Source organism: Oleiagrimonas sp. MCCC 1A03011, from assembly GCF_003267965.1.
GTDB lineage: Bacteria > Pseudomonadota > Gammaproteobacteria > Xanthomonadales > Rhodanobacteraceae > Oleiagrimonas > Oleiagrimonas citrea.
Map to the genome: position 1 here is coordinate 69,622 of NZ_MSPY01000001.1, position 26,215 is coordinate 95,836.

General features: G+C 65.3%; 23 protein-coding genes. 7 read left to right on the top strand and 16 right to left on the bottom strand.

The genetic code is table 11. The annotated features are described in order from the left end of the window. Nucleotides 1-35: 35 nt before the first annotated feature. Nucleotides 36-893 carry an OmpA family protein gene (locus BTJ49_RS00295; protein WP_168184610.1) on the bottom strand — a complete coding sequence of 286 codons (858 nt, stop codon included), beginning with the start codon at nucleotides 891-893 and terminating at the stop codon, nucleotides 36-38. A 56-nt stretch (nucleotides 894-949) separates the two neighbouring features. Continuing rightward, entirely contained in the window at nucleotides 950-4,015 is a 3,066-nt protein-coding gene (locus tag BTJ49_RS00300) for a YadA family autotransporter adhesin (protein ID WP_168184611.1), read from the bottom strand. Here BTJ49_RS00300 and BTJ49_RS15685 point away from each other — a divergent pair. Continuing rightward, nucleotides 3,999-4,385 (top strand): hypothetical protein, encoded by a 387-nt coding sequence (locus BTJ49_RS15685; protein WP_168184612.1) that lies wholly within the window; start codon nucleotides 3,999-4,001, stop codon nucleotides 4,383-4,385. The genes BTJ49_RS00300 and BTJ49_RS15685 overlap by 17 nt on opposite strands. Before the next feature lie 669 nt (nucleotides 4,386-5,054). On the opposite strand, the gene BTJ49_RS00305 is transcribed toward BTJ49_RS15685, so the two are convergent. The 4 genes from BTJ49_RS00305 to trpB form a co-directional block, all read right to left on the bottom strand. Then, nucleotides 5,055-5,984 carry a helix-turn-helix domain-containing protein gene (locus tag BTJ49_RS00305; protein ID WP_168184613.1) on the bottom strand — a complete coding sequence of 310 codons (930 nt, stop codon included), beginning with the start codon at nucleotides 5,982-5,984 and terminating at the stop codon, nucleotides 5,055-5,057. 429 nt (nucleotides 5,985-6,413) lie between these two features. After that, nucleotides 6,414-7,280 (bottom strand): acetyl-CoA carboxylase, carboxyltransferase subunit beta, encoded by an 867-nt coding sequence (gene accD / locus BTJ49_RS00310; protein WP_113063395.1) that lies wholly within the window; start codon nucleotides 7,278-7,280, stop codon nucleotides 6,414-6,416. A 54-nt stretch (nucleotides 7,281-7,334) separates the two neighbouring features. Further along, nucleotides 7,335-8,147, bottom strand: a complete 813-nt coding sequence (gene trpA, locus BTJ49_RS00315) for a tryptophan synthase subunit alpha (protein ID WP_240601670.1) — start codon at nucleotides 8,145-8,147, stop codon at nucleotides 7,335-7,337. Next, complete coding sequence (gene trpB / locus BTJ49_RS00320; protein WP_113063396.1) at nucleotides 8,144-9,364, bottom strand: tryptophan synthase subunit beta; 1,221 nt, start codon at nucleotides 9,362-9,364, stop codon at nucleotides 8,144-8,146. The genes trpA and trpB overlap by 4 nt, the downstream gene beginning before the upstream one ends. A gap of 101 nt (nucleotides 9,365-9,465) precedes the next feature. Here trpB and BTJ49_RS00325 point away from each other — a divergent pair, with 101 nt between their 5' ends. Further along, entirely contained in the window at nucleotides 9,466-10,365 is a 900-nt protein-coding gene (locus tag BTJ49_RS00325; protein WP_168184614.1) for a LysR family transcriptional regulator, read from the top strand. A 125-nt stretch (nucleotides 10,366-10,490) separates the two neighbouring features. Here BTJ49_RS00325 and BTJ49_RS00330 read toward each other — a convergent pair whose 3' ends face one another. From BTJ49_RS00330 to prmB, 8 genes are all read right to left on the bottom strand, one after another. Beyond that, nucleotides 10,491-11,510: a cupin-like domain-containing protein gene (locus BTJ49_RS00330; protein ID WP_240601671.1), complete on the bottom strand. Its 1,020-nt coding sequence runs from the start codon at nucleotides 11,508-11,510 to the stop codon at nucleotides 10,491-10,493. Further along, nucleotides 11,507-12,148, bottom strand: coding sequence for a phosphoribosylanthranilate isomerase (locus BTJ49_RS00335; protein WP_113063397.1), 642 nt, complete (start codon nucleotides 12,146-12,148; stop codon nucleotides 11,507-11,509). The genes BTJ49_RS00330 and BTJ49_RS00335 overlap by 4 nt, the downstream gene beginning before the upstream one ends. Then, complete coding sequence (gene truA / locus BTJ49_RS00340) at nucleotides 12,145-12,912, bottom strand: tRNA pseudouridine(38-40) synthase TruA (protein WP_113063398.1); 768 nt, start codon at nucleotides 12,910-12,912, stop codon at nucleotides 12,145-12,147. The genes BTJ49_RS00335 and truA overlap by 4 nt, the downstream gene beginning before the upstream one ends. A 95-nt stretch (nucleotides 12,913-13,007) precedes the next feature. Next, the gene (locus BTJ49_RS00345) at nucleotides 13,008-15,452 is read right to left on the bottom strand and encodes a FimV/HubP family polar landmark protein (RefSeq protein ID WP_113063399.1); all 2,445 of its coding nucleotides are present in this window, start codon (nucleotides 15,450-15,452) and stop codon (nucleotides 13,008-13,010) included. Nucleotides 15,453-15,603: 151 nt separating this feature from the next. Beyond that, nucleotides 15,604-15,891 carry a hypothetical protein gene (locus BTJ49_RS00350; protein WP_113063400.1) on the bottom strand — a complete coding sequence of 96 codons (288 nt, stop codon included), beginning with the start codon at nucleotides 15,889-15,891 and terminating at the stop codon, nucleotides 15,604-15,606. After that, on the bottom strand, nucleotides 15,892-16,920 hold the full coding sequence (locus BTJ49_RS00355; RefSeq protein WP_113063401.1) for an aspartate-semialdehyde dehydrogenase: 1,029 nt from the start codon (nucleotides 16,918-16,920) through the stop codon (nucleotides 15,892-15,894). Nucleotides 16,921-16,989: 69 nt separating this feature from the next. Then, entirely contained in the window at nucleotides 16,990-18,078 is a 1,089-nt protein-coding gene (gene aroC / locus BTJ49_RS00360) for a chorismate synthase (RefSeq protein WP_113063402.1), read from the bottom strand. 63 nt (nucleotides 18,079-18,141) lie between these two features. Further along, on the bottom strand, nucleotides 18,142-19,071 hold the full coding sequence (gene prmB / locus BTJ49_RS00365) for a 50S ribosomal protein L3 N(5)-glutamine methyltransferase (RefSeq protein WP_113063403.1): 930 nt from the start codon (nucleotides 19,069-19,071) through the stop codon (nucleotides 18,142-18,144). 103 nt (nucleotides 19,072-19,174) lie between these two features. Here prmB and asd point away from each other — a divergent pair, with 103 nt between their 5' ends. Both asd and BTJ49_RS00375 read left to right on the top strand, forming a co-directional pair. Continuing rightward, nucleotides 19,175-20,014 (top strand): archaetidylserine decarboxylase, encoded by an 840-nt coding sequence (asd, locus tag BTJ49_RS00370; RefSeq protein ID WP_113063404.1) that lies wholly within the window; start codon nucleotides 19,175-19,177, stop codon nucleotides 20,012-20,014. Nucleotides 20,015-20,192: 178 nt separating this feature from the next. Beyond that, nucleotides 20,193-20,612 carry a hypothetical protein gene (locus tag BTJ49_RS00375; RefSeq protein ID WP_206098344.1) on the top strand — a complete coding sequence of 140 codons (420 nt, stop codon included), beginning with the start codon at nucleotides 20,193-20,195 and terminating at the stop codon, nucleotides 20,610-20,612. A gap of 60 nt (nucleotides 20,613-20,672) precedes the next feature. Here BTJ49_RS00375 and BTJ49_RS00380 read toward each other — a convergent pair whose 3' ends face one another. Beyond that, the gene (locus tag BTJ49_RS00380; protein WP_343125514.1) at nucleotides 20,673-22,103 is read right to left on the bottom strand and encodes a transglycosylase SLT domain-containing protein; all 1,431 of its coding nucleotides are present in this window, start codon (nucleotides 22,101-22,103) and stop codon (nucleotides 20,673-20,675) included. Between the two features lie 213 nt (nucleotides 22,104-22,316). On the opposite strand from BTJ49_RS00380, the gene BTJ49_RS00385 reads away from it, so the two are divergent. From BTJ49_RS00385 to greB, 3 genes are read left to right on the top strand one after another with little or no spacing between them, the layout of a single operon-like run. Further along, the gene (locus BTJ49_RS00385) at nucleotides 22,317-23,822 is read left to right on the top strand and encodes a helicase HerA-like domain-containing protein (RefSeq protein WP_113063406.1); all 1,506 of its coding nucleotides are present in this window, start codon (nucleotides 22,317-22,319) and stop codon (nucleotides 23,820-23,822) included. Further along, nucleotides 23,819-25,093: a hypothetical protein gene (locus tag BTJ49_RS00390; RefSeq protein WP_113063407.1), complete on the top strand. Its 1,275-nt coding sequence runs from the start codon at nucleotides 23,819-23,821 to the stop codon at nucleotides 25,091-25,093. Before BTJ49_RS00385 ends, BTJ49_RS00390 begins: the two co-directional genes overlap by 4 nt. Further along, on the top strand, nucleotides 25,090-25,602 hold the full coding sequence (gene greB / locus BTJ49_RS00395) for a transcription elongation factor GreB (protein ID WP_113063408.1): 513 nt from the start codon (nucleotides 25,090-25,092) through the stop codon (nucleotides 25,600-25,602). The genes BTJ49_RS00390 and greB overlap by 4 nt, the downstream gene beginning before the upstream one ends. Nucleotides 25,603-25,639: 37 nt before the next feature. Here greB and BTJ49_RS00400 read toward each other — a convergent pair whose 3' ends face one another. Continuing rightward, nucleotides 25,640-26,158: a hypothetical protein gene (locus BTJ49_RS00400; RefSeq protein ID WP_113063409.1), complete on the bottom strand. Its 519-nt coding sequence runs from the start codon at nucleotides 26,156-26,158 to the stop codon at nucleotides 25,640-25,642. Between the last annotated feature and the right edge of the window lie 57 nt (nucleotides 26,159-26,215).

The window sequence follows — 26,215 nt, forward strand, 5'->3', positions numbered from 1 at the left end:
GCATCCATGCGTCATTCTCATGCAAGGCCCGTCTCTCATGGCGGGCCTTGTTGCTGAGTGACTTCGGCCATTACTTCGACGCGCCGATTCGGCGCCAGGCAACGCACCAGGAGCGCATGATCGGTGTCCGTACAGGTGACCAGCGGATCGCGCTCGCCCCACCCCTGCGCATGGATGACCGAGCCGGGAATGCCCTCGCGAACCAGATAGGCACGTACGCTCTGCGCGCGCTTGCGCGAAAGGTCGAGGTTGTAACGGAACGTACCGATGCGGTCGGTGTACCCGACCACCTGCATGACGTCGACGGCGCCGTGTCGCCGGATGCGCCGCAGCATGCTGTCCAGCTGATGTCGACCAACCGGCGTCAATCGGGCGGCATCGAATCCGAACAGCGCGTCGGTGGAAAATTCGAAGCGCTGCACGCGAGGGGATGTGGGCGACACGGGAGCCGCTGCCACCTGCCTTGGAGACTCCTCAATCAGCTCGGCGCAACTGGCCGGTTTCCAGTAGAAACTCTGCGCGATGTCTTGATGGTCGAAGAGCACCTTGTACTCGCAGGTCACGAAGGGATGCTCGCCGTTGCGTACGCGAAAATTAAACAGATAGTCCCACTCGTGCACGCGCCATACGCCCTCGTGGAAATGCGGCGGTCCGAACATGGTGTACAGCTGGAGCTTGGTCATCCCCGGCGCGACCGCGCGCAGATTCTCGATGTTCGGAAACGTGCCCCCCTTCACCATGGCGTCCGACGGATCGGGAAACACCAGCTGCTGCGCGCTCTTGCCATCGGCGGCGACACCCTTGCTGACCGTGCCGCACCCGTATAGCCCCAGGCACGCGACAGCGACAAGCGCCAGCCATGCGATACCGGATCGTAACCGTCTCTCATGCATGACCACTCCCTCGACCGATCGCACCGCACTTCGAAGATGATGTTCGAAGCAAGCCATCACCACTGAATCCCCGCGCCGACCGACATGCCGGTATCGCCGCGCGTATTGGCAGTGCCGCTGAGCTTGTAGACCCAATGCCCGTTGTCGGAAATCATCGAAACGCCGATCGCGAGACTGGACTCGCCATGAAAGCTGCCCGCCGCCACCGACGCCATGTTGCGTCCAGGCAGATAGGCCTGCGGCAAACCGGCCATCGCCATCGCCGAGGCCACGCCCGCCTCGGCGCGCTGATTGACATGATTCAGGCGATCGTTGAAACCGGCGATCTTCTGATCGGTGTACTGATTGGCCCAGTTCACCGCCTGACCGATGCCGTCGTTGAGCTGGCGCACGTTCACGGCATCAGTGGGCGCCGTTCCCGCGGACACGTTGTGAATCGTGGTCGTGCCGCCGTTCGGTCCGCCCAGGGTAACGTTGCTGTAATCGACCCGATTCTGCGACGTGGTGTCGTAGCGCACGGTGCCCTGCGTCGAAGCCTGCAACTGCGCCACATTGACGGCGTCCGTGTCTTCGGTGCCCGCCGCGACATGGGTGATCTGGCGCTCGTTGCCATCCGCACCGACCGACACCGTATTGTCGCGATCGGCCACGGAACCCGCGCCGAGCGCGACTGCATTGGAGGCGCTGGCCGTCGCCCCGTTGCCCACGGCGGTGCTGTCGGAACCGGATGCCGTGGCGCCGGAACCACCCGCGGCGGAATTGTCGCCCGAAGCATTCGGCGGCGGCAGTCCGTCGCTGTTGTTGACCACGAACGGGCCGCTCACGGTTCCGCCACCGCTGAGGTTCTGGATGTCGTTGTACAGGCTGTAGTTGCTGTAGATGTTGCCCGTATCCTGCGTCCAGTAATACAGCTGCGCACCGTTGATGGCGTCGGTGCTGGCGGCGGTGATCGCACCGGGGGCGAGATTCGTGACCAGCACGGCCGCACCGCCGCTGTTAAGCGTGACCTGGGATCGCGTGGCGTCATCATAGGTCACCGCCAGGTCGCTCAATCCGGTGATCTTGTCATCCACCGCCTTGAGTTGCCGCACGTTGACGGCGTCGGTATCCGCCGTGCCGCCGGCGACGTTGGTGATCTGCCGTTCCGCACCCGATGCGCCAACCGAAACCACGCCTTCGGCCGGTATCGCGACACCGCTGAAGAGTTCGGCACCGCTGCCTGTGCGATCGGCCACCGAACCGCTGCCCAGAGCCACGCCGCCAACGACGGACGCAGCCGCATTGTTACCGAATGCCAAGGCCCCCGTCGCAGTTGACTGGGCGCTGATACCCATCGCTATGGCTCCGTTCCCGACCGCGCTGTTGTTCTGTCCCAGGGCGATGGCCCCATCGCCGGTCGCCGTGTTGTCCATGCCCAGCGCAATTGCACCATCGCCCGCCGCGGTGTTGGGATCGCCGATCGCCACCGCGCCATCGCCATCGGCGACATTGCCGGCACCCACCGAAACCGCCTGCCCGCCCCGCGCTGCGGCCGCATTGCCGATGGCCACGGCATTCGCGGTCTCCGCTTGTGCTCCGTTACCTGTGGCAATGCTGCCGTCCCCGGTCGCCACGGCACCACCGCCGACAGCCACGCTGTTCGCACCCACCGCCTGGGAATCCGCTGCCGTCGAGTTCGCGTGGAAATACATGATGCCGCCGCCACCGGTGATGCTGGTGATGCTGGTGATGCGGTTATTGACGTTGGTCAGTGAACCGTCCAACGCGGCGAACGCGTCCGTGACGTTGTCGTAGGTGCCGCTGCTGGCGTTGCCGCCCGCATCGATGCTGGTGATGGCAAAACTGGGCGCGGTCCACATGCCAGTAGCCGAGTCGTACGCCGTGGTACCGCCGAGATACTGCGCCACGGTGCTGTTGGTGTCATAGAGCTGGCTGCCGTTGACGGCGTCCGTGCTGGCCGCACCGACGGCGCCCGCTGCCAGGTTGTGGATGCCGACCTGTGCTCCGCTACCATCGCCGACCAGCGTCACTGAATTGGTCGGGTTGCCGCTGCCGTCGGCGTCGTACAGCACCGCCAAACTCGTCGTCGCGTCCACGGTCGAGATGGCGCTGCGCAACTGCAGCACGTTGACGGCGTCGTAGTCCTGCTGACCAGCCGCTAGATGCGTGATCTGCCGATTGTAGCCATCCGCGCCGATGGAGACCGCACCGGCCGAATCCTGTGCGACACCGGTGAGTCCATACGCATCGGTGTATCCGCTCACCGGGGCGCGGGCGGCCACCGAGCCATAGCCCAGCGCGACGCTGTTGGGCTGATCGGAACTAGCATTGGCACCGAGAATGGTCTGCGCATTGGCCGTGCCGCTGGCGTTGTCGCCAACCACCACTGAATGACCCAGTCGACTCTGGTAGTCGGAATTCGGCACGCCCATGGGATCAGTCGTGCTGTCGCGGTTGCCGTCGCCCGGAAACACGGTGTTCGCATCGACCGACGCCAGCGAATGCTTCGCGTCCGTACCGATGACGACTTCCTCGGAGCCGTTCGCGTACGCGCCGTCGCCGATCAGCACCTGGTTGTTCTGCGCTGCATTGACGCCCCAGCACGGCACATCCACGCCGAGCAGGCCGCCGATGTCGACGTTCAGGCAACTGTCGGACCAGGCCGGATCGGAACTGTTGATGATGCCGCCGTTGGTCGCGCCGTTGTTGATGTTGGTGATGTAGCTGTCGGACGTCACCCCGCCGAGCAAGGTCAGATGCTGATTCGAACCCGTGCCGAACACCGAACCGTCAGCCGCCGTCAGCGTGTTCTCAGCGCTGATCGGCACCGTGACCGGGAGACCGGCGACGGTGATTGTCACGCCACCACCATACGCCGTGGTGACGTTGTCCTTGGACAGCTTCAGCGCGCCCGATTCGTAATACGGATTGCTCGGATCGAGCAACGCCGTGGTGACGGGGTCGATGGCGCCTCCGGTCGAACCGATCAATCCGCCAGTTCCGATCACCAGACCCGGCGGCGGCGTCTCCGGTGGCGGCGGGCGTCGTGAATCGCCCACTGGCAACGCTGTGGGCGTGACGGCGAACAGCGACAACGGCGCTGCAGTGAACGCCGTGGCCATCGGCGTACCCGACGCGGAAGAGCGCGTATCGGTCGATGCCACGGATGTCGTTTGCATGCGTGCGGATGTGTTGTCGGTATCGGATGTCTTGGCCGCCTCTCCGGAAGACGAAATCGAGGACGAAGTGGAGGTCGAGACCGTCACCGACGGCGATAGCGATGCCGGTGCTGTCGTCGATGCCGGACCTGATGTCGAAACAGGCATCGGGACGGCCGCCGCGACCTGGATAGGCGACGATGAAGTGGGTGACGACGAAGCGGCCAGTGCCTGTACTTCCCTCACATCAAAGGAAACAGGCAGACCCACAAAACGCCACTGCAGGGAGAACGGCCCCCAGAACGTCGAAGCAGTCAGCGCATCGGCGACATGACGCTCGGACCGCGCTGGGTCACCAGGAAGATCGTCCTCGTTGTCGGACCGCGAATCGTTTTTCGTGTCGACGCGTGCAACCTGGCGAACGCGTTGACGCGAACGCATGCTGGAAGCCGGCCGCCGCGACGGCGACTGCTCGGCTCGTACCGCCTGCAAGGCGCTGTATCCGGACAAGTCGGAAAGATCTCGCGTAGAAGAAACGGACCGGGCCTTCAGTACGGCCCGGATATCGGCATCGTCGGCAAGCTTCAGATGCCTCGAGGCAGTCGTTTCGCCCGCCTTGTCCGAAGAAGGCGATGAAGCAGGTCGGCCATCCCTGGCCCTCGCCGTACCGAATGCCCCCATGAACAGAGTGAATCCGAGTACGACCACTACTCCGCAGTACAAGGCACGGGACTGTACCGACACCTTCGTGGCGCACGCGCGATCCTTCAGGGGGAGTCGCACCGCATCACGAACAGGACCCGCGTGAACGGGCTTCCATCGACACAGCAGTCCGTCAAGCATCCTGCCCAACACATCCATGTCGCCCCTCCGTCAACCAACGCACATCCATGCCCGTTGTCGACTGTCGGTAGCTCAACCCGTATGCACTGCTCGAAACGGGTATGAACCGCCTGCAGTCATCCGCGCCACGTGATGCGGCACGCGCCGGACACTCCGGCCTTCAGGTGTATTGGATACTCGGAGAAAGGTAGGGCGTGCGCGTTTCCGGCAAAGATGTCTTGCACACCTTGAGGGTCTCGCTGGGCAGTTCGCCGAACAGTTGCCGGTAACTTTCGGCAAAGCGGGAGAGGTCCCACAAACCGCATTCCAATGCGATTGCGCGCACCGTATTGTGCTCGGGCTGAGCCTCACTGAGATGCCGCCTGGCCTCGCACAAACGAAGGGTGGAAAGGTAGTGGTTAGGAGAAATTCCTAGAAATTCGTCGAAGATATAGCGCAGATTTCGCTCGCTCGCCGAGCCGGCATCGCAGAGATCGCGAAGGCGGATCTCGTGCCGCAGATTCGCGGCGATGAAGTTCTCGACGCGACGCAGCACCAGGTAGTGCGAATGGCGTGTCCGTGACGTGTCAGGCACGCCGGGGAACAACGAAGCCACATCGCCGAAGAGATGCGATTTCAGATTTTCCAGCATCGCCTTGAGATTGATGTCACGACGCTGATCGATGAAACGCAGACGCATGCACTCGAAGGCGCTGCGCAGGCGCTCGCCGGCTTCCGATTCCTCATCCGGGATCAAGCGTTGAAGGCGACGGGAGGTGGACTCCGCGTAATGGCCGAGGCGTGAAAGCTCCCGGCGCAGATGCTGCCCCGAGGAAACCAGCAGACTCCAGCTGGTACCTTCACCGAAGCGCAATTCACCGCGGCTGCCCGGCATGCCCACCAACACCATGCCGGTCTCGAGCTTCTCGCCGCCGACCCAGCTGCCCTCGCCCGCCGCATGGACATAGGCAATCAGGAAACGATCCTCGGGAAGCCGGAAGCGGGTGCGCAGCGGAAAGTCGTAACGCGCGCTGCTGAACACGTTGTCGTCATGCTCGTCGGAACCGAACACAGCGCGCATCGGTGCCGGCGTAAGCGGCGTGACGGCCATGCCGCACACACGCAGCAAGCTGCCGAGCGCATGCAGATCTGGATCGCTCATGTCGCGGCGCCATTCGTTCGAGATCATCGCGTTCATGCAGCGCCCCCGCCCAGACTGGAACGAGCGGCACAGGGGCGTACGTTCCATGACGCACCACAATGCAAATGCATGACTTCAGCTTTCGACATGAGCCTCCCCTCGGGATGTACCCGACCGACGCCATCGCACACTGCGTATGGCGACGACCTCACTGTATGGGTTCGAACGGAGCAAAAATGCTCCTTGCGGCACAAATCCGCACAACGAACCGCTTTCATACCTAGCACTTACCGCCATCTAGCTCAAGCACATCGCCCATGAAGACGATTGCACGACGCTTTGTGCCCCAATGCGTATCCCCCCAATACGCGTTGGTATCGACGCTACACGCGCCGAGTCTCAAGCCACGCGATCGGAGCGCGTCAACAGAGCAAGAACGTCGGCCAGCTTGTCACGCATCTCGCGACGATCAACGATCATGTCCAGCGCACCGTGTTCCAACAGGAATTCCGAACGCTGGAAGCCTTCCGGCAGTGTCTCGCGCACCGTCTGCTCGATCACGCGCGGTCCAGCAAAGCCGATCAGCGCCTTCGGCTCACCGATGTTGAGATCGCCCAGCATCGCGAAGCTGGCCGACACACCGCCGGTGGTCGGGTGCGTCAGCACCGAGATGTACGGCACGCCAGCATCGCGCAAACGCCCCAGCGCCGCCGAAGTCTTGGCCATCTGCATCAGCGAGAACAGACCTTCCTGCATGCGTGCGCCGCCGGTCGCGGTGAAACACACGAAGGGAACCCGTTCCGCCAGCGCGCGTTCGGCTGCGCGCGTGAACTTCTCGCCGACCACCGACCCCATCGAACCGCCCATGTAGCGGAACTCGAATGCCGCGGCAATCAACGGACGCGACTTCAGCAGGCCACGCAGGACGATCAATGCATCCTTCTCGCCCGTGGCCTTCTGCGCGGCCACGATGCGATCCTTGTATTTCTTGGAGTCCTTGAACTTGAGCGGATCGACCGGCTCCAGATCGGCGAACAATTCCGCCGTCGAACCCTCATCGAACAGCTCCTGCAGGCGCGTGCGCGCGGCGATCGCATGATGGTGCCCACACTTCGGACAAACCATCAGCTGGCGCTCAAGCTCGGGCCGATAGACCACCGCGCCGCATCCCTTGCACTTTTCCCACACGCCTTCCGGCACTTTGCTCTTGCTGTTGCCGGACTCCGTACGGATACGGGGATTCATGAGTTTCTGCAGCCAGTTCATCTTCGCTCTCCGGGATTCGTGCGGACCCGTACATCCAGTTGCTCGCTGCGGGAATCATCGGTCCAGCGCCGTACGGATCGGCTCCAGGAACGTCCGTACCCGTTGCTCGACCTGCCCTGCGTCCTCGGACCCGGCCAGCGACTCGACCAGCGCGCTGCCGATCACCACTGCATCGGCAAAGGCCGCGATGGCCCGCGCGCTGTCGGCATCCCTGACTCCGAACCCGACGGCGACCGGTGCGCGAGAACGCTTGCGAATGTCCGCCACACGCTCGGCGATGGCGTCCACCGACAGGCGGGCCGCACCGGTAATTCCCGCAAACGATACATAGTACAGGAAACCTTCGGCCAACTCGCACGCCCGCTGCAGGCGGGCTTCGGCTGTGGTCGGCGCGGTCAGCAGAATGCGCCGCAGACCGGCTTCGCGTAGCGGTGCAGCCGTCGCATCCTCCTCGATCGGACAATCGACCAGCAGGACGCCATCGACGCCGGCGTCCGCCGCGCTTGCCGCGAAACGCTCGACGCCCATGATCTCGACCGGATTGAGATAGCCCATCAGCACCACCGGCGTTTCCGCATCGTCACGGCGGAATGCACGGACCCATTCGAGCACTTGCGCCACACTCACGCCGTGACGCAGGGCGCGCTCGCTGGCGTGCTGGATGACCGGACCATCGGCCATGGGATCGGAAAACGGCATGCCCAGTTCGATCACATCGGCGCCGGCGGCCACCAGTGCGTGCATCACCGGAACGGTCAGCTCCGGAGCGGGATCGCCGGCCGTAATGAAGGGAACGAGTCCGGTACGCCCAGCCGCCTTCAAAGCGGTGAAACGGCGATCCAGGCGGTTGTCGATGGCAGTGCTCACAGTTCGATGCCCTCTCGCGCGGCGATGGTGTGCACGTCCTTGTCGCCCCGGCCGGACAGGTTGCACAGCACCAGGCCGTCCTTGGGCAGTTCGCGTGCCAGTTTGATTGCCTGGGCCACGGCATGACTGGATTCCAGCGCCGGCAAGATGCCCTCGGTGCGGCACAGGCGATGAAATGCCTCCATGGCCTCGTCGTCGCTGATGCCGAGATATTCCGCGCGCCCCGCGTCTTTCAGGAACGCATGCTCGGGCCCGACGCCGGGATAATCGAGTCCGGCCGAGATCGAATGCGTTTCGGTGATCTGACCGTCGTCGTCGCACAACAGATAGGTACGGTTGCCATGCAGCACGCCCGGGCGCCCGGCTGCCAGCGAGGCCGCGTGATGGCCGCTGGACAGTCCCTCGCCCGCCGCTTCGGCGCCGACCAGACGCACGTCGCGATCATTGAGGAAAGCGTGGAAGATACCCATGGCATTGGAGCCGCCGCCGACACAGGCCGTGACCACATCGGGCAAACGACCGAACTGTTCCTGCATCGTCGCACGCGCCTCGCGTCCGACGATGGCGTTGAAGTCGCGCACCATCATCGGATACGGGTGCGGACCGGCCACCGTGCCGATGATGTAGAAGGTATCGGCGACATTCGTCACCCAGTCGCGCAGCGCCTCGTTGAGCGCATCCTTGAGCGTCTTCGATCCGGAAGTCACCGGCACCACCTCGGCACCGAGCAGCTTCATCCGATAGACGTTGATCTTCTGCCGCTCGATGTCCGTCGCGCCCATGTACACCACGCACTTCAGGCCCAGCCGCGCGGCCACGGTGGCTGTCGCCACGCCGTGCTGGCCGGCGCCGGTCTCCGCGATCACGCGGGGCTTGCCCATGTGCCGAGCCAGCAGCGCCTGACCCACGGTGTTGTTGATCTTGTGCGCGCCGGTGTGATTCAGATCCTCGCGCTTGAGGATGATGCGCGCGCCGCCGACCTCGCGCGACAGCCGCTCGGCGTAGTAGATCGGACTCGGACGCCCCACGTAATGCGCCAGATCGCGATCCAGCTCGGCCACGAACTCGGGGTCGCTGCGCAGACGCGTGTAGGCCTCGGTCAATTCGGCCAGGGGCGCCATCAGGGTCTCGGCGACGAAGCTGCCGCCGTAGTCGCCGAAACGACCCTGCGCATCGGGCCAGGCGTGGAAGTCTTCGACGGGGGATGAAGCATTCATCGATATCGGGCCATGCATGTGCGGAAGAAGCACAGCCTACCGTCCACCATGCGTTCGGGAAAAGCGATAAGATATCGCCGACATGTAAGCTTTTCTCACATATGATCTCTCAAGCCAAACTCCCACCGCTCAATACCATCAGGGCATTCGAGGCCATCGCGAAGCATGGAAGTGTGAGTCAAGCTGCGCTGGCGCTTCATGTCACCCACGGCGCGGTCAGTCGCCAATTGCGACTGCTGGAAGAGGATCTCGGGTGCGCGCTGTTCGAGCGCCGCGGGCGAGGCCTGGTCATCACCGATGCGGGTCGGCACCTGCGCGACGTCAGCACCGAGGCCCTCGAACTGCTGCGCGGCGCACGCCAGCGGCTGCGCCGCGAGATTCAGGCCACCGCACTGGTACTGTCCTGCCCCGGCAGCATCCTGGCGCGATGGATGATCCCGCGCCTGGAACAGCTCCGTCGCGAGCAGCCGGATCTCGAACTGCACCTGTCCGCCAGCGAAAAACCGCCCGGGCCGACGCTGGACGGCCTGGACGCCACATTGCTGATCGCCGAACCGCCGTGGCCGGACGCATGGACCGTGCACTCCCTGGCAACCGAACACATCGGTCCGGTCATGGCGCCCGTGATCGCGGAGGCGCTTTCCGCGCAGGACGCCTCGCCCCGGGCGTTACTGCGACAGCCATTGCTGCATACCGCGTCACGGCCACAGGCCTGGCCAACCTGGGCGCGCGCGCAGGGCATGCAGACCGACACGCTGCGTATGGGTCAGGGCTTCGAGCATCTGTATTACCTGCTCGAAGCCGCCGTCGCGGGACTCGGCGTCGCCATCGCGCCACAGCAACTGGTGGCCGACGACCTGTCCGCGGGTCGCCTGGTGGCTCCATGGGGATTCACGCCGACATCGGCCGAATGGGTGCTGTGCTCACGCGCCGGCCATCCCGACGAGCGCATACCGCGTCTGGCTGGATGGCTGCATGCGCAGCTCACCGAAACGCACTGAGTGAGCGGCATGCCCCGACGGTCCACGAGGCCGGCACGACAGCGCGAAATGGTGGCACGGCCTTGCCAGTCGATGACTCGTCATGTCGTTCCCCATGCCTATACGCTCAGGAGGCAACCACGCGTTCAGAGATAGTCGCGTATACGCTCGCGGAGCGCCGCAATGTCTTCCGCCGTCGGCTCGCCCAGTACGCCCTTTCGGGCATCCGGCACATGCGAAAGCGGGTCCGCATCGTCGAACACGTAATGATCCAGCAGCGTGCGCCATGCCGCGCGCTCTGCATCCGGCAACGACCGGAACGCCACTATGGCGTGCAGCAAGGCGCCGAGGCCGGTCTGCGGCGACGCACCTTCGGTCTGCACCGGCCGCCACCAGAAATTGACCAGCGCATTGATGCGCTGCAACGAAGCCACGTGATGCCACCACATCGGCGGAATATAGAGAGCATCACCCGGCGAAAGCTCCGCCTGTTGCGCATGCTTCAGGGCGTCGCGCAGGCGTGGATACCGAGGATCGTCCGGGCGATCCGGACGCGCCACGCTGATCGCCGCGCCGGTCGGCGCGAAATCCAGCGGACCGATGTAGAGGTTGCCCACCTGTTCGGGCGGAAACAGCGTGAAACGGCGCTGGCCGCAGGTCACGCATGCGATATTGTGGTACTCGTCGAAATGCACCGGTGTCGTGACGCGATTGCCGATCCACAGGCGCGGTTCGATGGACGGTGCCAGAAACGGCAGACGATGCGTCTCCAGCAGCGAGGGCGTGCAGCGCCGCATCAATGCGCTCTGCACCGCAAGTCCCGGCACCTCGCCCGATTCACGGCTGTAGGCGGCCAGGCGCTTCAATCCCTGCGTCACCGGGACACGGTGATGTTCGTAATTGAAGCCATCCAGCGCCGCGTTGTAACCGATCACCCCCTCTTCCTCGGGCGCCATCAGCAGGACATCGACCTCCTCGCCCGAATCCGTCTGCGCCAGCAGACGGGCGAACGCGGTATCGGAGACACGCGCAGCTTCGACCATGGGCCAGTCGGACACCAGCCCGCGCAACACCAACGGTTGCGTCCGATGTTTCAGATCGTCCGGTGTCAGTGGGCGGTGCGCGAGGTCGCGCTCCTCGATCGCCGCCGGCACCTCGATCCTCACGCCTCGTCCCGTTTCCGGTCCACGGTGCGAACGGCCTGCATGAAAGCATGCATCTTCGCCGCATCCTTGACGCCCGGCGACGACTCGATGCCGCTGGCGACATCCACGCCCCAGGGCCTCGCCGCAGCGATGGCATCGCCGACGTTTTCCGACGAGAGGCCGCCGGCCAGAATCAGCGGCTGAGCATGCCGTCGCGGCATGCGCGACCAATCGAATCGTTGGCCGCTGCCCCCCACCGCACCCGGCGCGTGGCCGTCCAGCAACAGGCCCGATGCGCGTGGATGCGCCGAGAGTGCCGAAGCGGCGTCCGCCCCCTCGCCCATGGCCACCGCTTTCAGATAACGCCGCCCGTATCGCGTGCAATCGGCGACCGTTTCGCTGCCATGAAATTGCAGAAGATCCGGCCGCACCGCCTCGATCACGCTCTGGACGTAGACGGGATCGTCATCCATGAACAGCGCCACGACATCCACGAAGGGCGGCACAGCCTCGCGCATCACCTTGGCCTGCGCGATGGCCACGCAGCGTCGACTGCGCGGCGTGAAGACCATGCCAATGGCATCCACGCCCAGTTCGGCAGCCGCCACCGCATCCGCGACCCGGGTCATGCCGCAGAACTTTACGCGTGTACGTGTCACAGGGTCACTTCCTCGGGCAGCATCCAGTCCGCAGGATAGCGCGGGCCAATGAAGGTCAATCCGGAAGCGGGTGCCGTCGGTCCCGCGACATCGCGATCGCGGCCGGCAAGCAGCTCGGCCATCCACGCTTCCGGACGTTCGTGGCGACCGATCGGCAGCAGCGAGCCGACGATGTTGCGCACCATATGGTAGAGAAAGGCGTTGGCCTCGATCTCGACATGCACATGTTCGCCATCGCGCCAGACTCGCACCTCGCGCACCTCACGGCGCGCATGCCGGGCCTGACAGGCGATGGCGCGAAACGCGCTGAAATCGTGTTCGCCGACCAGGGCCTGTGCTGCGGCATGCATGGCCTCGGCATCCAGCGGGTGACGCTCCCAGGTCACGTAGCGCGCTTCCAGCGCTGCGCGCACCGGGCGATTCAGAATGCTGTAGCGGTAGCGCCTGGCGCGAGCGCTATGGCGCGCATGAAAATCGTCAGCCACAGGCTGCGCCCACAACACCGCCACGCTGCGCGGCAGGTTGGCGCAACCACCCAACGCCCATCCGCGCATGCTGCGCTGGACCTCGGTATCCATGTGCACCACCTGACAGCGCGCATGCACGCCTGCATCGGTTCGGCCGGCGCAGGTGACGTCGAGCGGGGTGTCGGCCACGGTCGACACTGCCTTCTCGACAGCGGACTGCACGGTCGGACCGTGGCTCAGCCGTTGCCAGCCCATGAAGTCGGTGCCGTCGTATTCGATACCCAGGGCAATACGCATGTGTAACCGTGATGTGCGGAATCAGCGCGCCAGAATACAACGACGCCGGCTCCGTGTCGGCGGGCCGGCGTCGAAATCCACAGAGCGCGATGGAATCAGTCGAGCTCGTCGAGCAGCTTCTGCGCGACATCGCGCTGCGGCCCGCTGCCCTCGGCAAGCACTTCTTCGAGCATGGCGCGAGCGCCGTCCGGGTCACCCATGTCCATGTAGGCGCGAGCCAGATCGATCTTGGTGTCGACGGCATCGCCGCCCAGCCCCGGGGCCGGTGCGTCGCTCTCTTCCTCGTCGATATCCAGATCGAACGACTCCATCATCGGCTCGGACTCGCGTTCCGGCTCGGATTCCGGCTCCGGCTCCAGTCCGGGCACGGACTCGAGATCCAGCGTCATGTCCGGCTCGGTCACCGGCGACACGTCGGCCTCCTGTTCCGGCTCGATCTCCGGCAATTCGAAGCCTTCGATCTCGTCGCCCAGGTCGGCTACAGGCGCAGGCGTCTCCTCGCCGGGCAAAGGCGGCAGCGCGTCGTATTCATCCTCGCTGGGAGCCTCCGGTTCCGGCTTGGGCGCTTCGGCCGCTTCCGGCGTGAGGTCGAAATCGTAGGAGTATTCGGAAATCGGCTCCTCGGCCGCCGCGGCATCCTGCGGCGCTTCATCCTGCTGGGAAGGCGCATCGTCCGGCACCACCGGCGCATAGGCTTCGGCGCCGCCGGCGAACAGCGGGTAGTCCGGCGAAAGCTCTTCGCCCATCGTCACCACGTCCTGCCACTCCGGCTGCTGCGGATCGCTGACGTGCGTGTACATCGCCTCGGCCGCCGCTTCGAAATGCTCGACGTCACGACGCGCGTAGTACAGGCTCACCAGCTCCAGATGCAGACCGATGTCGTCGGGACTCTCCGCCAACTCGCGCAGCAGTGCATCCTGCTCTTCGTCGAAATCGTCGGCCGGCGCATCGCCCAGCGGCGAATCGCCGAACTGGTCCGCCAGCGACGACGAACCCGCAACCGACTCGACCTTCTTTCCGCGCCGGCTGCGCAGCAGCATCAGCAGAGCCAGCACGACCACGATCGCGGCGGCGACCTTCGCCCACAGCGACCCCAGCAGCGAGGCATACCAGGGCTGTGCCACGGCACGAGCCGGCGCCGGCTTGGCGGCCGCCTTCTTGGCGGGCACCGGCTTGCTGGCCGCAGACGTCTTCATCGCGCTCGACGAAGCAGCAACCGAAGCGGCCGCAACTGGCGTCATGGCCGTGGATGCCTTGGCGGCGCCGGCCACACTTCCGCTCATGGCCGGCATGGCGCTCGACGCGCCCGGCACCGGCTGGCCAGCGGCGGCAAGCTTGTTCTGCAGCTCGGCGATCTCGGCGTTCTTCAGGCTCATCAGGCGGTCGTTCTTGTCCTGGATGTCCTTCAGACTCTTCAGGCGCGTCTGCAAATCGGCCGTCTGCTGCTTGGCGCTGGACAGCGCCTCCTTGGTTCGCGCGATGTCCTGATGCAGCTGCGCGACCGTGACCTGATCACTGCCCTTGGCCGAACCGGCACGCGCGCCGGTGCTCTCGCCGCCCTGGCTGGGCGGCACGAGTTTCAGCTGATCGCCGCCCGCACCCGCAGCGGCCGAGCCGCGCGCGGCATTCGATCGTCTCGATGCCGTCGTATTCGCTCCACCCGCGGATCCGATCATGGTCGGATGCCCGGGAGCGGCCGCGCTCCAGTCCCGATTCTGTCGACGCACCTCGGCCACGGCCGCCGCAGCGGTCATGGCCTGCTGCTGGGCACGCGTCGGAATGCGCAGCACCGCACCGCGCTTCAGCGCGTTGATGTTGTTCTTGTAGAACGCGTCCGGATTGGCCGACTGCAGAGCCAGCATCATCTGATTGACGCTCACATTGGCGTCACGCATCTTGGTTGCGATGCCCCACAGCGTCTGTCCGGCATGCACCGGACCGTACTGCCCGCCCTGCGGCGCGGACGGCGCAGGCGCAGGTGCTGGTGCTGGTGCTGGCTTGTGTGCCGGCGGCGCGCTGGCAGCGCGAGGGGCCGCCGGTTTCGGTGCAGGTGCCGCAGGCGGCACCGGTTTCGGCACCGGCTTGCGCGGAGCGGGCGCTGGCGCAGACGGTGCAACCGCCCCCTGCAGGCGCGTCGTGGCCACGGCTTCCGGCGGATCCAGCAGCACCGTGTATTCACGCAGCAGCTGGCCACGCGGCCAGGTGACCTTGACCAGAAAATCGAGGAACGATTCACGCACCGGCTGGTCGGAGGTCACCAGGATGACCTTCTGCCCCGCCGCATTGGTGGTGACCTTGAACTTGAGCTGGACCGTCAGGCTCATGCGGTCCAGGCCTGCGCGCGCGAACTGGTCGTTCGAGGCCAGCGAGACCTGCATCTTGTCCGCCTCGCCCGGGTAATCGGTGCGCAGCGGAATTTCCGCCACCAGCGGCTTGTTCAATGCGGATTTGACACGGATCTGACCCAGACCAAGCGCAAGCGCCTGGGTACTGCTCAACGTCAAAGCCACCAGGATCGACAGCTTCAAGGACCGGTTCATCGAGTGCTCCCCACTCACGACGTCAAAGACACGTCAGCAATCTCGACGCGACTTTACAACAATATCGTAACTTTAGTTCACAAAAACAATTTTCACCAACCCGGACACGCCAGATTCCGTGTCCGGAGCGATGAAACGAGAAGTTCCTCGCCTACTTGGACGAAGTCGCGGGCGCTGCGCCCTTCTGCTTGGACAGGAGCGCCTTCAGACGCGCGATCTCCTGGTCGCGCTTGGCCAGGTCGGCCTGCTCGGATGCATTACGCTGCTTGAGATCTTCGACTTGCTGCTGCAGATCCTTGGCCTGCGCCTGCTGCTGGGCCACCTTCTTCTGCATCTGCTTCAGCTGCGTCTGCGTCGAACCGCTCCCGGCCTGTGCCATGCACGCGCCCGCCAGAAGCAGTCCGGGCAGCATCCATCCCCAACGTTTGCCTGACATCATTTACAGGTACTCCTCGATCAGAATCTGTGCCACTTGCACGGCATTCAGCGCCGCGCCCTTGCGGATGTTGTCGGCCACCACCCATAAGTCCAGTCCGTTGGGGTGGGAAATGTCCTCGCGAATGCGGCCGACCAGCACCGGATCCTTGCCGGCGGCGTCGCCGACCGGCGTGGGATATCCCCCGTCCTTGCGCTGATCCATCAGCACGACACCCGGCGCCTGCGCCAGCAGTTCACGCGCCTGCTCGGCGGTGATCCTGTCGCGGGTCTCGATGTGCACGGCTTCCGCATGGCCGTAGAACACCGGCACCCGCACGGCGGTCGGGTTCACCTGGATCGACGCGTCTTCCAGAATCCGGCGCGTCTCCCAGACCATCTTCATCTCTTCCCGGGTGTAGCCGTTGTCCATGAACACGTCAATGTGCGGGATCACATTGAACGCGATCTGCTTGCTGAACTTGTCGATCTCGGGTTTCTGGAAGTTCAGCAGCGCAGCGGTCTGACGCCCCAGCTCTTCCATGCCCGAACGCCCCGCCCCGGACACCGACTGATAGGTCGCCACATTGATGCGCTCGATGCCGACAGCGCGATGGATCGGCGCCAGCGCGACCATCATCTGCATGGTCGAGCAGTTGGGATTGGCGATGATGCGGCGGCGCTCGTATTCGGCGATGGCGTGCGGATTGACCTCGCTGACCACCAGCGGCACGTCCTCGTCATTGCGGAATTCCGAGGTGTTGTCGATGACCACCGCGCCAGCCGCCGCCGCACGCGGTGCGTGCTCGCGACTGACCGCACCGCCGGCGGAGAAGAAGGCGATATCGATATCCGCAAAATCATAGTCGGCCAGATTGCGAACCATGATTTCCTTGCTGCCGAACTCGACTGTGCCGCCTGCCGAGCGCTCGCTGGCCAGCGGCACCAGCGTGTCCACGGGCACTTCGCGTTCGGCCAGCAGGGCCAGCAGGGTTTCGCCCACGGCGCCGGTGGCGCCCACGACGGCAATGTTGTAGCTGCTCTTGCGACTCATGGGTTCAGGACATCTCGGAGATTTTCAGGGGAAGCGTACAAACGGGTGCGGGCGGGCGTGGGGCGACATTCAGGCGATACGAGGCCGGATGTCGCCGACGTCGCCGCATTGCGCGCGATGGCGCAGGGCGTGATCCATCAGCACCAGTGCCATCATCGCCTCGGCGATGGGCGTGGCGCGGATGCCGACGCAAGGGTCATGACGGCCCTTGGTCACCACCTCGGTGGGTTGGCCGTCGAGATCCACGCTGCGGCCGGGAATCAGGATGCTGGACGTCGGTTTCAGGACGATCGAGGCGCGAACCGGCTGGCCGCTGGAAATGCCGCCGAGAATGCCGCCAGCGTGGTTGGACAAGAATCCGTCGGCGGTGATTTCGTCGCGATGCTCACTGCCCTTCTGCGACACGGCCGCGAAACCGTCGCCGATCTCCACACCCTTGACCGCGTTGATGCTCATCAGCGCCGACGCAAGCTCGGCGTCGAGCTTGCCGTAGACCGGCTCACCCCAGCCCGGCGGCACGCCCTCGGCGACCACGTCCACGCGCGCACCGACCGAATCGCCGGACTTGCGCAACGCGGTGATGTAAGCCTCCAGCTCCGACACCATGCCGGCGTCGGGCCAGAAGAACGGATTGGCCTCGACCGCGTCCCAGTCGAACGCACGCGGGGCCAGCTCGCCGAGCGCAGAAAGGTGCCCGCGCACCCGCACACCGTGATGCTCGGCCAGCCATTTCTTGGCGATCACCGCCGCCGCCACGCGCATGGTGGTCTCGCGCGCCGAGCTGCGTCCGCCGCCGCGCGGATCGCGCACGCCGTATTTGTGCCAGTACGTGTAGTCGGCATGGCCGGGACGGAAGGTGCGCGCGATCTCCGAATAGTCCTTGGAACGCGCGTCCGTGTTGCGGATCAGCAGCGCGATGGGCGTGCCGGTGGTCGCGCCCTCGTACACGCCGGACAGGATCTCGACTTCGTCCGCCTCGCGGCGCTGCGAGGTGTAGCGCGACTTGCCCGTGGCGCGCCGCGCCAGATCGGACGCGAAATCGCCGGCGTCGAGCACAAGACCCGGCGGACAACCGTCCACCACGCAGCCGATGGCCGGCCCGTGGCTTTCGCCGAAGGTCGTCACCGTGAGCAGTTTGCCGAATGCGTTGCTGGACATGGCTGATTCGAGTGGCGCGAATACGCTAGCGTCGGTCGTTCCGCGCGCGCTTGCAAGCCCCGCTTATGCCTTCGCGCGCTTTGCGGCGGCCGCGTGGATCGCATCGGCATGCTCGACGAGGTCGCGACGCTCGATCGCGAACACGCCCATGGGACCGGTCTGGAACTCCAGCCACACGAACGGTACCGTAGGCAGCAATGCGCTCAGCGCATGTTCGCTGTTGCCTACCTCGACAATCATCAGACCCTGCTCGGTGAGGTGTTCGGCGCCTTCGTCGAGCATGCGCAGGCACAGGTTCAGTCCGTCCTCGCCCGAGGTCAGACCCAACTGCGGCTCGTGCGCGTACTCGCCCGGCAGCGCGTCGTACTCGGCCTGGCTGACATACGGCGGATTGGAAACGATGAGATCGTAACGCTCGCCGTCCAGCGCATCGAAAAGGTCCGACTGGACGGCACGGACACGATTCGCATCGACATGCTGGAAAGCCATGTTCTCGCGGGTCAGCGCCAGTGCATCCTCGCTGACATCGACCAGGTCCACGCGCCAGTCCGACTGGTACGCCGCCATGGCGATGCCGATGCAGCCCGACCCGGTGCACATGTCCAGTGCGCGCTCGATCTCGCGTCCATCCAGCCAGGGCGAGAAGCCGTTCTGGATCAGCTCGGCGATCGGCGAGCGCGGCACCAGGGCGCGCGCGTCGGACTTGAACTTCAGCCCCGCAAACCAGGCCTCCCCTACCAGATAGGCCACCGGCACGCGCTCGTGCAGACGGCGCTGAATCAACGCCAGTACTTCCGTGCGTTCCTGCGCAGTCAGGGTCGCGGCGCCATAGGCTGGCGGCAGATCCGGCGGCAGGTGCAGCGCCGCGAGCACCAGCTGCGTGGCCTCGTCGATGGCGCTGTCCTGGCCATGGCCGTACATGAGCTCGGCAGCGGAGAAACGGCTGGCGCCGTAGCGGATGAAGTCGACGATGGTGGCGAGTTCGGCGGTCACGCGGCGCAGCCCTGGAAAAACGACGCACAAGTATAGAGGAGCCGGGCGCGCGAAACAGGCACCGAACCGACCGCGCGCGCCGCCCAGCCCCTATACTTCGCGGATGAAATCCAAGGTCCTGCTCCAATACCTGCTCCCGCACCGCTTCCTGTCGCGCATCGTCTACTGGGCGACGCGCTGGACATGGGCGCCCTGGAAGAACTTCCTGATCGGCCAGATCGTGCGGCGCTACAACGTCGACATGCGTCAGGCCGCACAGCCCGATCCGCGCGCCTATGCGCACTTCAACGAGTTCTTCACGCGCGAGCTGAAACCGGACGCACGGCCGCTGGACGCCGACCCGCGCAGCATCGTCTCGCCGGCCGACGGCCGCATCAGCCAGGCCGGGCGCATCGAGGAGGGCCGCATCTTCCAGGCCAAGGGGCAGTCCTACACCGCCGCCGAACTGCTCGCCGACGAAGCCGCAGCCGCCCCCTACCGCAACGGCCACTTCGCCACCGTGTACCTGTCTCCACGGGATTACCACCGCGTGCACATGCCGATGGACGGCGAGCTGGTCTCGACCCGCCACGTGCCGGGGCGCATCTTCAGCGTCGCACCGTTCGCGGTCGAGGCGATTCCGCGCCTGTTCGCGCGCAACGAGCGCCTGATCTGCCACTTCCGCGGCGAACACGGCCCGTTCGCGGTAATCCTGGTCGGCGCGATCCTGGTTTCGAGCGTATCCACGGTCTGGGACGGTCTGACCATCCCGCCCTATGCCAGCCGCATCACCGATCGCGACGCCAGCGGTCGCGGCATCCGGCTCGCGCGCGGCCAGGAAATGGGCCGTTTCAACATGGGATCGACAGTCATCGTTCTGCTGCCTGAAGGCAGTGGCGAACTGGATCCGGCGCTGCACAGCCAGCAACCGGTCCAGGTCCGTCAACGGATCGGCCACGTGTAGACCCACGCCCTCAAACTGACGTAACGCGTCAGTTTGTGACGCAAAGGGATAGATTTCCCGCTCAGCTCTGGCTATGCTCGGCTTTCACGCTTGATATGCGCCTGCTGGCGTTGGCACGTGGAGGGACACCGGGGTGAAGCCGATACAGGTCGTCAATCGCATTCTCGCGATGACTCGAATGATGAAGCTGGGTCGCCAACTGCGCGAGATCGAGAACGCGATCTTCGCCCTGCCCGCCCCGATGGGGCGTCAGGTCGCCAGCATCACGGCTCGCGAACTGGAACTCGCCTCGCGCTGCGATCCACCGTGGATGTACGGCACCCCGCCCGAGGACGAAACCACCGCCTGGGGCTCCGGCGCCGACATCGGCATCACCCGCGTACGCTCGGACAATCCGCAGGTGCGCATGCGCGGCATCGGGCTTTGGCTGGCAGTGATCTACCACGAGACGAATGCCTCTGACGCACCCGGCGCCGCCGACCTGCACCGCCAGGTCATGCGCGTGGTTCGACAACTCAAGGAGCGGCTCGGCGAATCCACCGCCACGACGGAATCCGCCGCTTCCGATTCCTCTTCGACTTCTGCCGCCGTGGCCTGATCTCCCCGGCGTTCGCGCTGCGCATGGCCCGCCAGGGAGAGGGGGCCATGCCAGGCAATATCAGCGCCTGCAGCGCGGCAGCTTCAACCTGCGTCCGGCACGGATCGCGTAATGCGGCGGGTGCAGATGGTTCATGCGCGCCACTGTCCGCAGATTCGAGCACCCCAGACGTCGCACGATGCCGCTGAGCGTGTCGCCGCGGCGCACGCGATAATGGCGCATCCGCATCCAGGTCGGCATCGTCGGGGCGCTCGCGGCGTGCAGATCGGCCGCCAGCTCGGGCCAGTGCCCACCCGTGCAACTGGCCGCATAGGCCTTTTCCAGCACCTTCGGCGCATTCAGGCGCGCGCCTTCGGGCTGCGCCTTCTGCGGATTCAGACGCGGATTGAGATTGCGCAGCACGCGGAACCAGCCGTCTTGCTTGCCTCCGGCCTCGCCCAGGCACACGGTCAGCTCGGACAACGATGCCGGACGTTGCAGCACGATGTGGCCCGGGCGCACGTCCAGATGCGGGAACTTCAGGTGGTACCGCTGCGGGTGCAGAAACAGCCATGCCGCCGCGAGCACCATCGGCACGTAGTCGCGAGTCTGTGCCGGCAGCGAAAAGTAGATCTTCGGATCGTAGAAACTGATGCTGTTACGCCCGTCCACCAGACGTCGCATACGCCCCTCACCGCCGTTGTAGGCCGCCAGGGTCAGCTCCAGATTGTCGTTGAAGACCTTCAGCTGTTCGTCCATGTAGGCCGCGTTGGCCTTGGCCGACAGCGCCGGGTCGAAACGCTGATCGAATCCATCCACCGTGCCCAGACCAAAACGACGGCCGGTCGAATACATGAACTGCAGCGGCCCGGCAGCTCCGGAACGCGATACGGCGTGCACCTTGCCGCCGGACTCCTTGGCCAGAATGCCGAACAGGATGGCCTCGGGCAGATCCGCCTTGCGGTAGGCCGGCCACATCTCGTAACGCATGTATTCGTAGTTGACGTACGCGTTCATGAGTTGCGGACGCATCCAGGTCAGCCACTCTTCCAGCGCGGCCTTGACCGGACCGTTCATGGCGATCAGATCCGACAGCTTGTGCCCGCGCAGCAGCGTCACGCTCTGCTGCGCACGCGGCAGCGCCTGCATGACCGGAGAAGAAGCATCGCCTGCCACCCCCGCATCGGGCGTGTCCGACAGCGTGTCGCCTTCGTCGCCGGCGATGAAGCTGCCGTCCTTCAGACGCAGCAGATGGTCGAACACCGAGAAGAAACGCTGCGGATCGCAGCCGGGCGTATCGCCGCACTTCGCGGCAGCATCCTTGAGCTGATCCAAGGTCTCGTCCAGCGTCTGATCAGACTGTTTCTTGTCGCCACTGCGGGCCAACTGCAGCGCATCCTCGTACTGCCCGCTGGCCTGATCGAGCTCCGCGTACAGCGCATTGACCTGTTGCTCGTTCACCGGCGCGCTCGCCACACCATCCGCGCCCGAGGCACGCGTGGACGACGACATTCCGGCGCAACCGGACAGCAGCGTGATTCCCGAAACGGTGAGCGGAAGCAGAAACCGGGCAAGCCGAGACAATCGGATCATGAACTACACAACAGGCATGGCGTAAAGCCCGTTACCGTATCTGCCCTCCGACAACGGCTCAAGTGAACCGATGGGTTTTCATCGACCGGAAGCAGACTAGAATCGAAGACTCACGAGCCGGGAGGCGGACAGATGGACAACATACTGATCGGCAAGAACGACGATGCCGCGGTAGAACTCGAACCGCGCTTCGGCAACCGTCACGGCATGATCGCGGGGGCCACCGGCACCGGCAAGTCGGTCAGCCTGATGGTGCTGGCGGAAGGCTTCTCGCGGCGCGGCGTACCGGTGTTCCTGGCGGACGTGAAAGGCGACTTGGCCGGTCTGTCCCAGCCTGCCCCCGCACCCGGTGAAAAACTCAGGGCACGCCTGGACAAGCTGGGGCTGAACGGCTGGTCGCCCAGCGCCAACCCGGTAGTCTTCTGGGATCTCTATGCCCGGCTCGGCCATCCCGTGCGCACCACCATCTCGGAAATGGGCCCGACCCTGCTGGCGCGGGTGATGGAGCTCAACGACACCCAGGAAGGCGTGCTCGACGTGGCGTTCCGCGTCGCCGACGACAACGGCTGGCTGCTGCTGGACCTGGACGACCTACGTTCGCTGCTGAAGTTCGCCGCCGAGCACGCCAGCGAGATCTCGGCACAGTACGGACTCATCAGCAAGGCCAGCATCGGCGCCATCCAGCGCAGCCTGCTGCAGCTGGAGAAGGACGGCGCCATGCAGTTCTTCGGCGAACCGGCGCTGGACCTCGCCGACCTGATGCGCCAGGACATGTCCGGCCGCGGCGTCATCAACATCCTCGCCGCCGACCAGCTGATCCTGAAACCGCGCCTGTATTCGACCTTTCTGCTGTGGCTGCTGTCGGAACTGTTCGAACAGCTGCCGGAAGTCGGCGATGCCGAGGCGCCGAAGCTGGTGTTCTTCTTCGACGAGGCGCACCTGCTGTTCGACGAGTGCCCGCCCGCCCTGCTGCAACGCGTGGAACAGGTGGTCCGCCTGATCCGCTCCAAGGGCGTGGGCGTGTACTTCTGCTCGCAGAATCCGGACGACGTGCCCAACGATATCCTCGGTCAGCTCGGCAACCGCGTGCAGCACGCCCTGCGCGCCTTCACGCCGCGCGACCGCAAGGCGATCAAGGCCGCTGCCGAGACCTTCCCGGTCAATCCGAAGGTGGATGTGGCCGAGGTCATCACCACGCTCGGCGTCGGCGAGGCGCTGGCGACCACGCTGCGCGACCGCGGCGTGCCGAGTCCGGTCGAACCCGTGCTGGTGGTCGCGCCGGTCAGCCGCATCGGCACGATCACCGAGGACGAACGCAGACAGGTCGCTTCGCGCTCGCCGGTGGGACCGAAGTACGACACGCCGGTCAACCGCGACTCCGCCGCCGAGATGCTGGCCCGGCGCGCCGACGAGAAAGCCGCCGACGAACCTGAAAAAGCCGCAAAACAGACCAAGGCCCAGGCCGAAGAAGGCGGCTGGGGCGGCGCGCTGCGCGACGCCATGCTGGGCACCGGGCGGCGTCAGGGCATGCTCGAGGCCATGGGCAAGTCCATGCTTCGCAGCGTCGGCAGCGGCCTGGGCCGGCAGATTCTGCGCGGTGTGCTGGGCGGCATCCTCGGCGGGTCGCGCCGCTCATGAATGCCCGATCCACGCATCCAGACATCGTCGATGCCCGCACGCCGCTGAGCGAGCGCTTTTTCCGCTCGCCACTGTATCCGTTGCGCAACGCGGCGCTGCCGACGCTGGTGGCGCTGAGCATCGCGCACATCCTCACCGACTTGCTGCCGGGCCTGGTCAGTTTCGCGGCCGGCCAGGTGGTCTGGGCCAGCATCATCCTGTACGCGATGGAAAGTCTGCGCCGCACCGCGGACGGCTACGCCGATCCACCGGAAATCACGATGTACGGCGACTATGCCCCGGCCATCACCATGCTGGTGCTGCAGAAGCTGGGCTACACCGCGCTCTACATCGCCCTGATGCCGCACCCGATGGCCTGGCTGGTGCTGCTGGCCTTCATCGTGCTGCTCCCCGTCATCGCCACTGCGCTGGCCTTCGAGGACAGCCTGCTCGGCGCGCTGCATCCGGCACGCTGGGGCCGCGCCATCTATGTCTTCGGACCGGCCTATCTGCTGCCGGTGTTTGTCGGCCTGCTCGAGTACCTCAGCTACATCGGCTACATCGTCGCAGGCAGCTGGCTTGGGCATGCACTGTGGTTCACGCTGGTGATCTATCTGTGCTTGCTGCAGTTCCACCTGCTCGGCGTGCTGATACACAAACATCACGAAGAGCTCGGCCATCAGCCCGACGCCGACGTGCTGTCCGCCGCCAGCGGCCGCAATGAAGACGACGATCTGCTACGCGACGTGGCCGAACTGATCGCCGACAACGAGCACGGCACCGCCGAAAGCCTGCTGCGCGACCGACTTCGCGAGCGGCATCCCACCGCGAGCTTGTTCGAAGCGCATCGCGACCTGCTGCGCCAGCGCGGAGATCGCGACGCGCTGCTGCGCTACGCACAGAGCCATCTCGCCCTGTTGCTGAATGAGGACCAGGTGCGCCCAGCGCTGCGTCTGGCCACCGAATGCATCCACCTGGATCCGAACTTCATGCCCGACCAACCGGAGAGCGCCGCGCGCCTGGCCGACGCCGCGGCAGCACAAGGGATGACGCAACTGGCGCTGAAACTTGCGCGCGGCTACCCCAACCGCTGGCCGCGTGATGGCCGAGCACCGTATTACGGCTTGCTGGCGGCGCGTCTACTGGCCGAGCGCATGGACCAGGTCGCCGAAGCAGGCGTGCTTGCGAACAAGCTGCTGCAGGCGTTTGGTGATCGCCCCGAACGCGCCGAGATCGAAGCGTTCCTGCACGCCCACGACCTGCATCCTAACCGCGGCGGAGCGACTGCATGAGCCGCTGGCGCCCCCCTCCGCCGCGCTCGACGGCGATCATCACTCGCGAAGGCTTCGAGCGCCTGAAGGCCGAACTGGACGAACTGTGGCACCGCAAGCGCCCCGAGGTGGTCAAGGCGCTGGCCGCGGCCGCCGCCGAGGGCGACCGTTCGGAAAACGCCGAATACACCTACCGCAAGAAGCAGCTCGGCGAGATCGACCGGCGCGTGCGGTATCTGAGCAAGCGCATTCCTTCGCTGCGCGTCGCCGATGCCGCGCCGACGCGCACGGACACCATTTTCTTCGGCGCGCACATCGAACTGGAGAATGCCGAAAGCGGGGACGTCGTGTGCTACCGCATCGTCGGGCCGGACGAGACGAACGCACGACTGGGTCATATCAGCATCGACTCGCCGCTGGCGCGCGCCGCGCTCAAGCAACGCGTGGACGACGAATTCAAGGCCCATCTGCCCGCTGGCGTGACCACCTACATCGTGATCGACGTCCGCTACGACCGCGAGGATCGCTGAACCGGCGCGGCCTCGCACCGCGCCGGTCCGGATGCGCTTACTGGTCGCCCTGGCTCTGCTGCATCATGCGCAGGATCTGCGCCTCGTGGGACTTGTAGAACTGCACGTTGTGCTGATTGAGCTTGCTGGTGTCGATGTACTTGGCCATCTTCGGATCGCGCTCCATGCGCACCGCCATCGCCGTACCCACCAGCGCCAGATTGGCGACCACGAACTGATGCGGCGTGAAACCGTGCTTGGACAGCAGCGGCTTGATGCGCGGGTCGACGGAGACCAGCTGATCGGCCATGTCGTCCAGCGAATGCACCTTGCTCATGTCGAGCTGCGACTTCTTGACGTGCATGGCCTTGCCATCGGCGGTCACCGCCTGCAAGCGCGCCAGCACGTCCTGATTGAGCTGGAAGTTGGAAATCTCGGCGCGGTCGGACGCGCTCAGGCGCTGTGAGACGCCCTGCGCCATGCCCAGCACAGGCGCCAGCAACAGAAGCAGCGCCGCCCAACGCAGCAGGAACATGGCGCGGTGGGCGGAAAGGAAACGGGCGTGGCGTGCGTGCATCGGCAGAACTCCTTGTGGAATAAGCCGACTGTACCGGAGTGCGGACGCCCGATCATG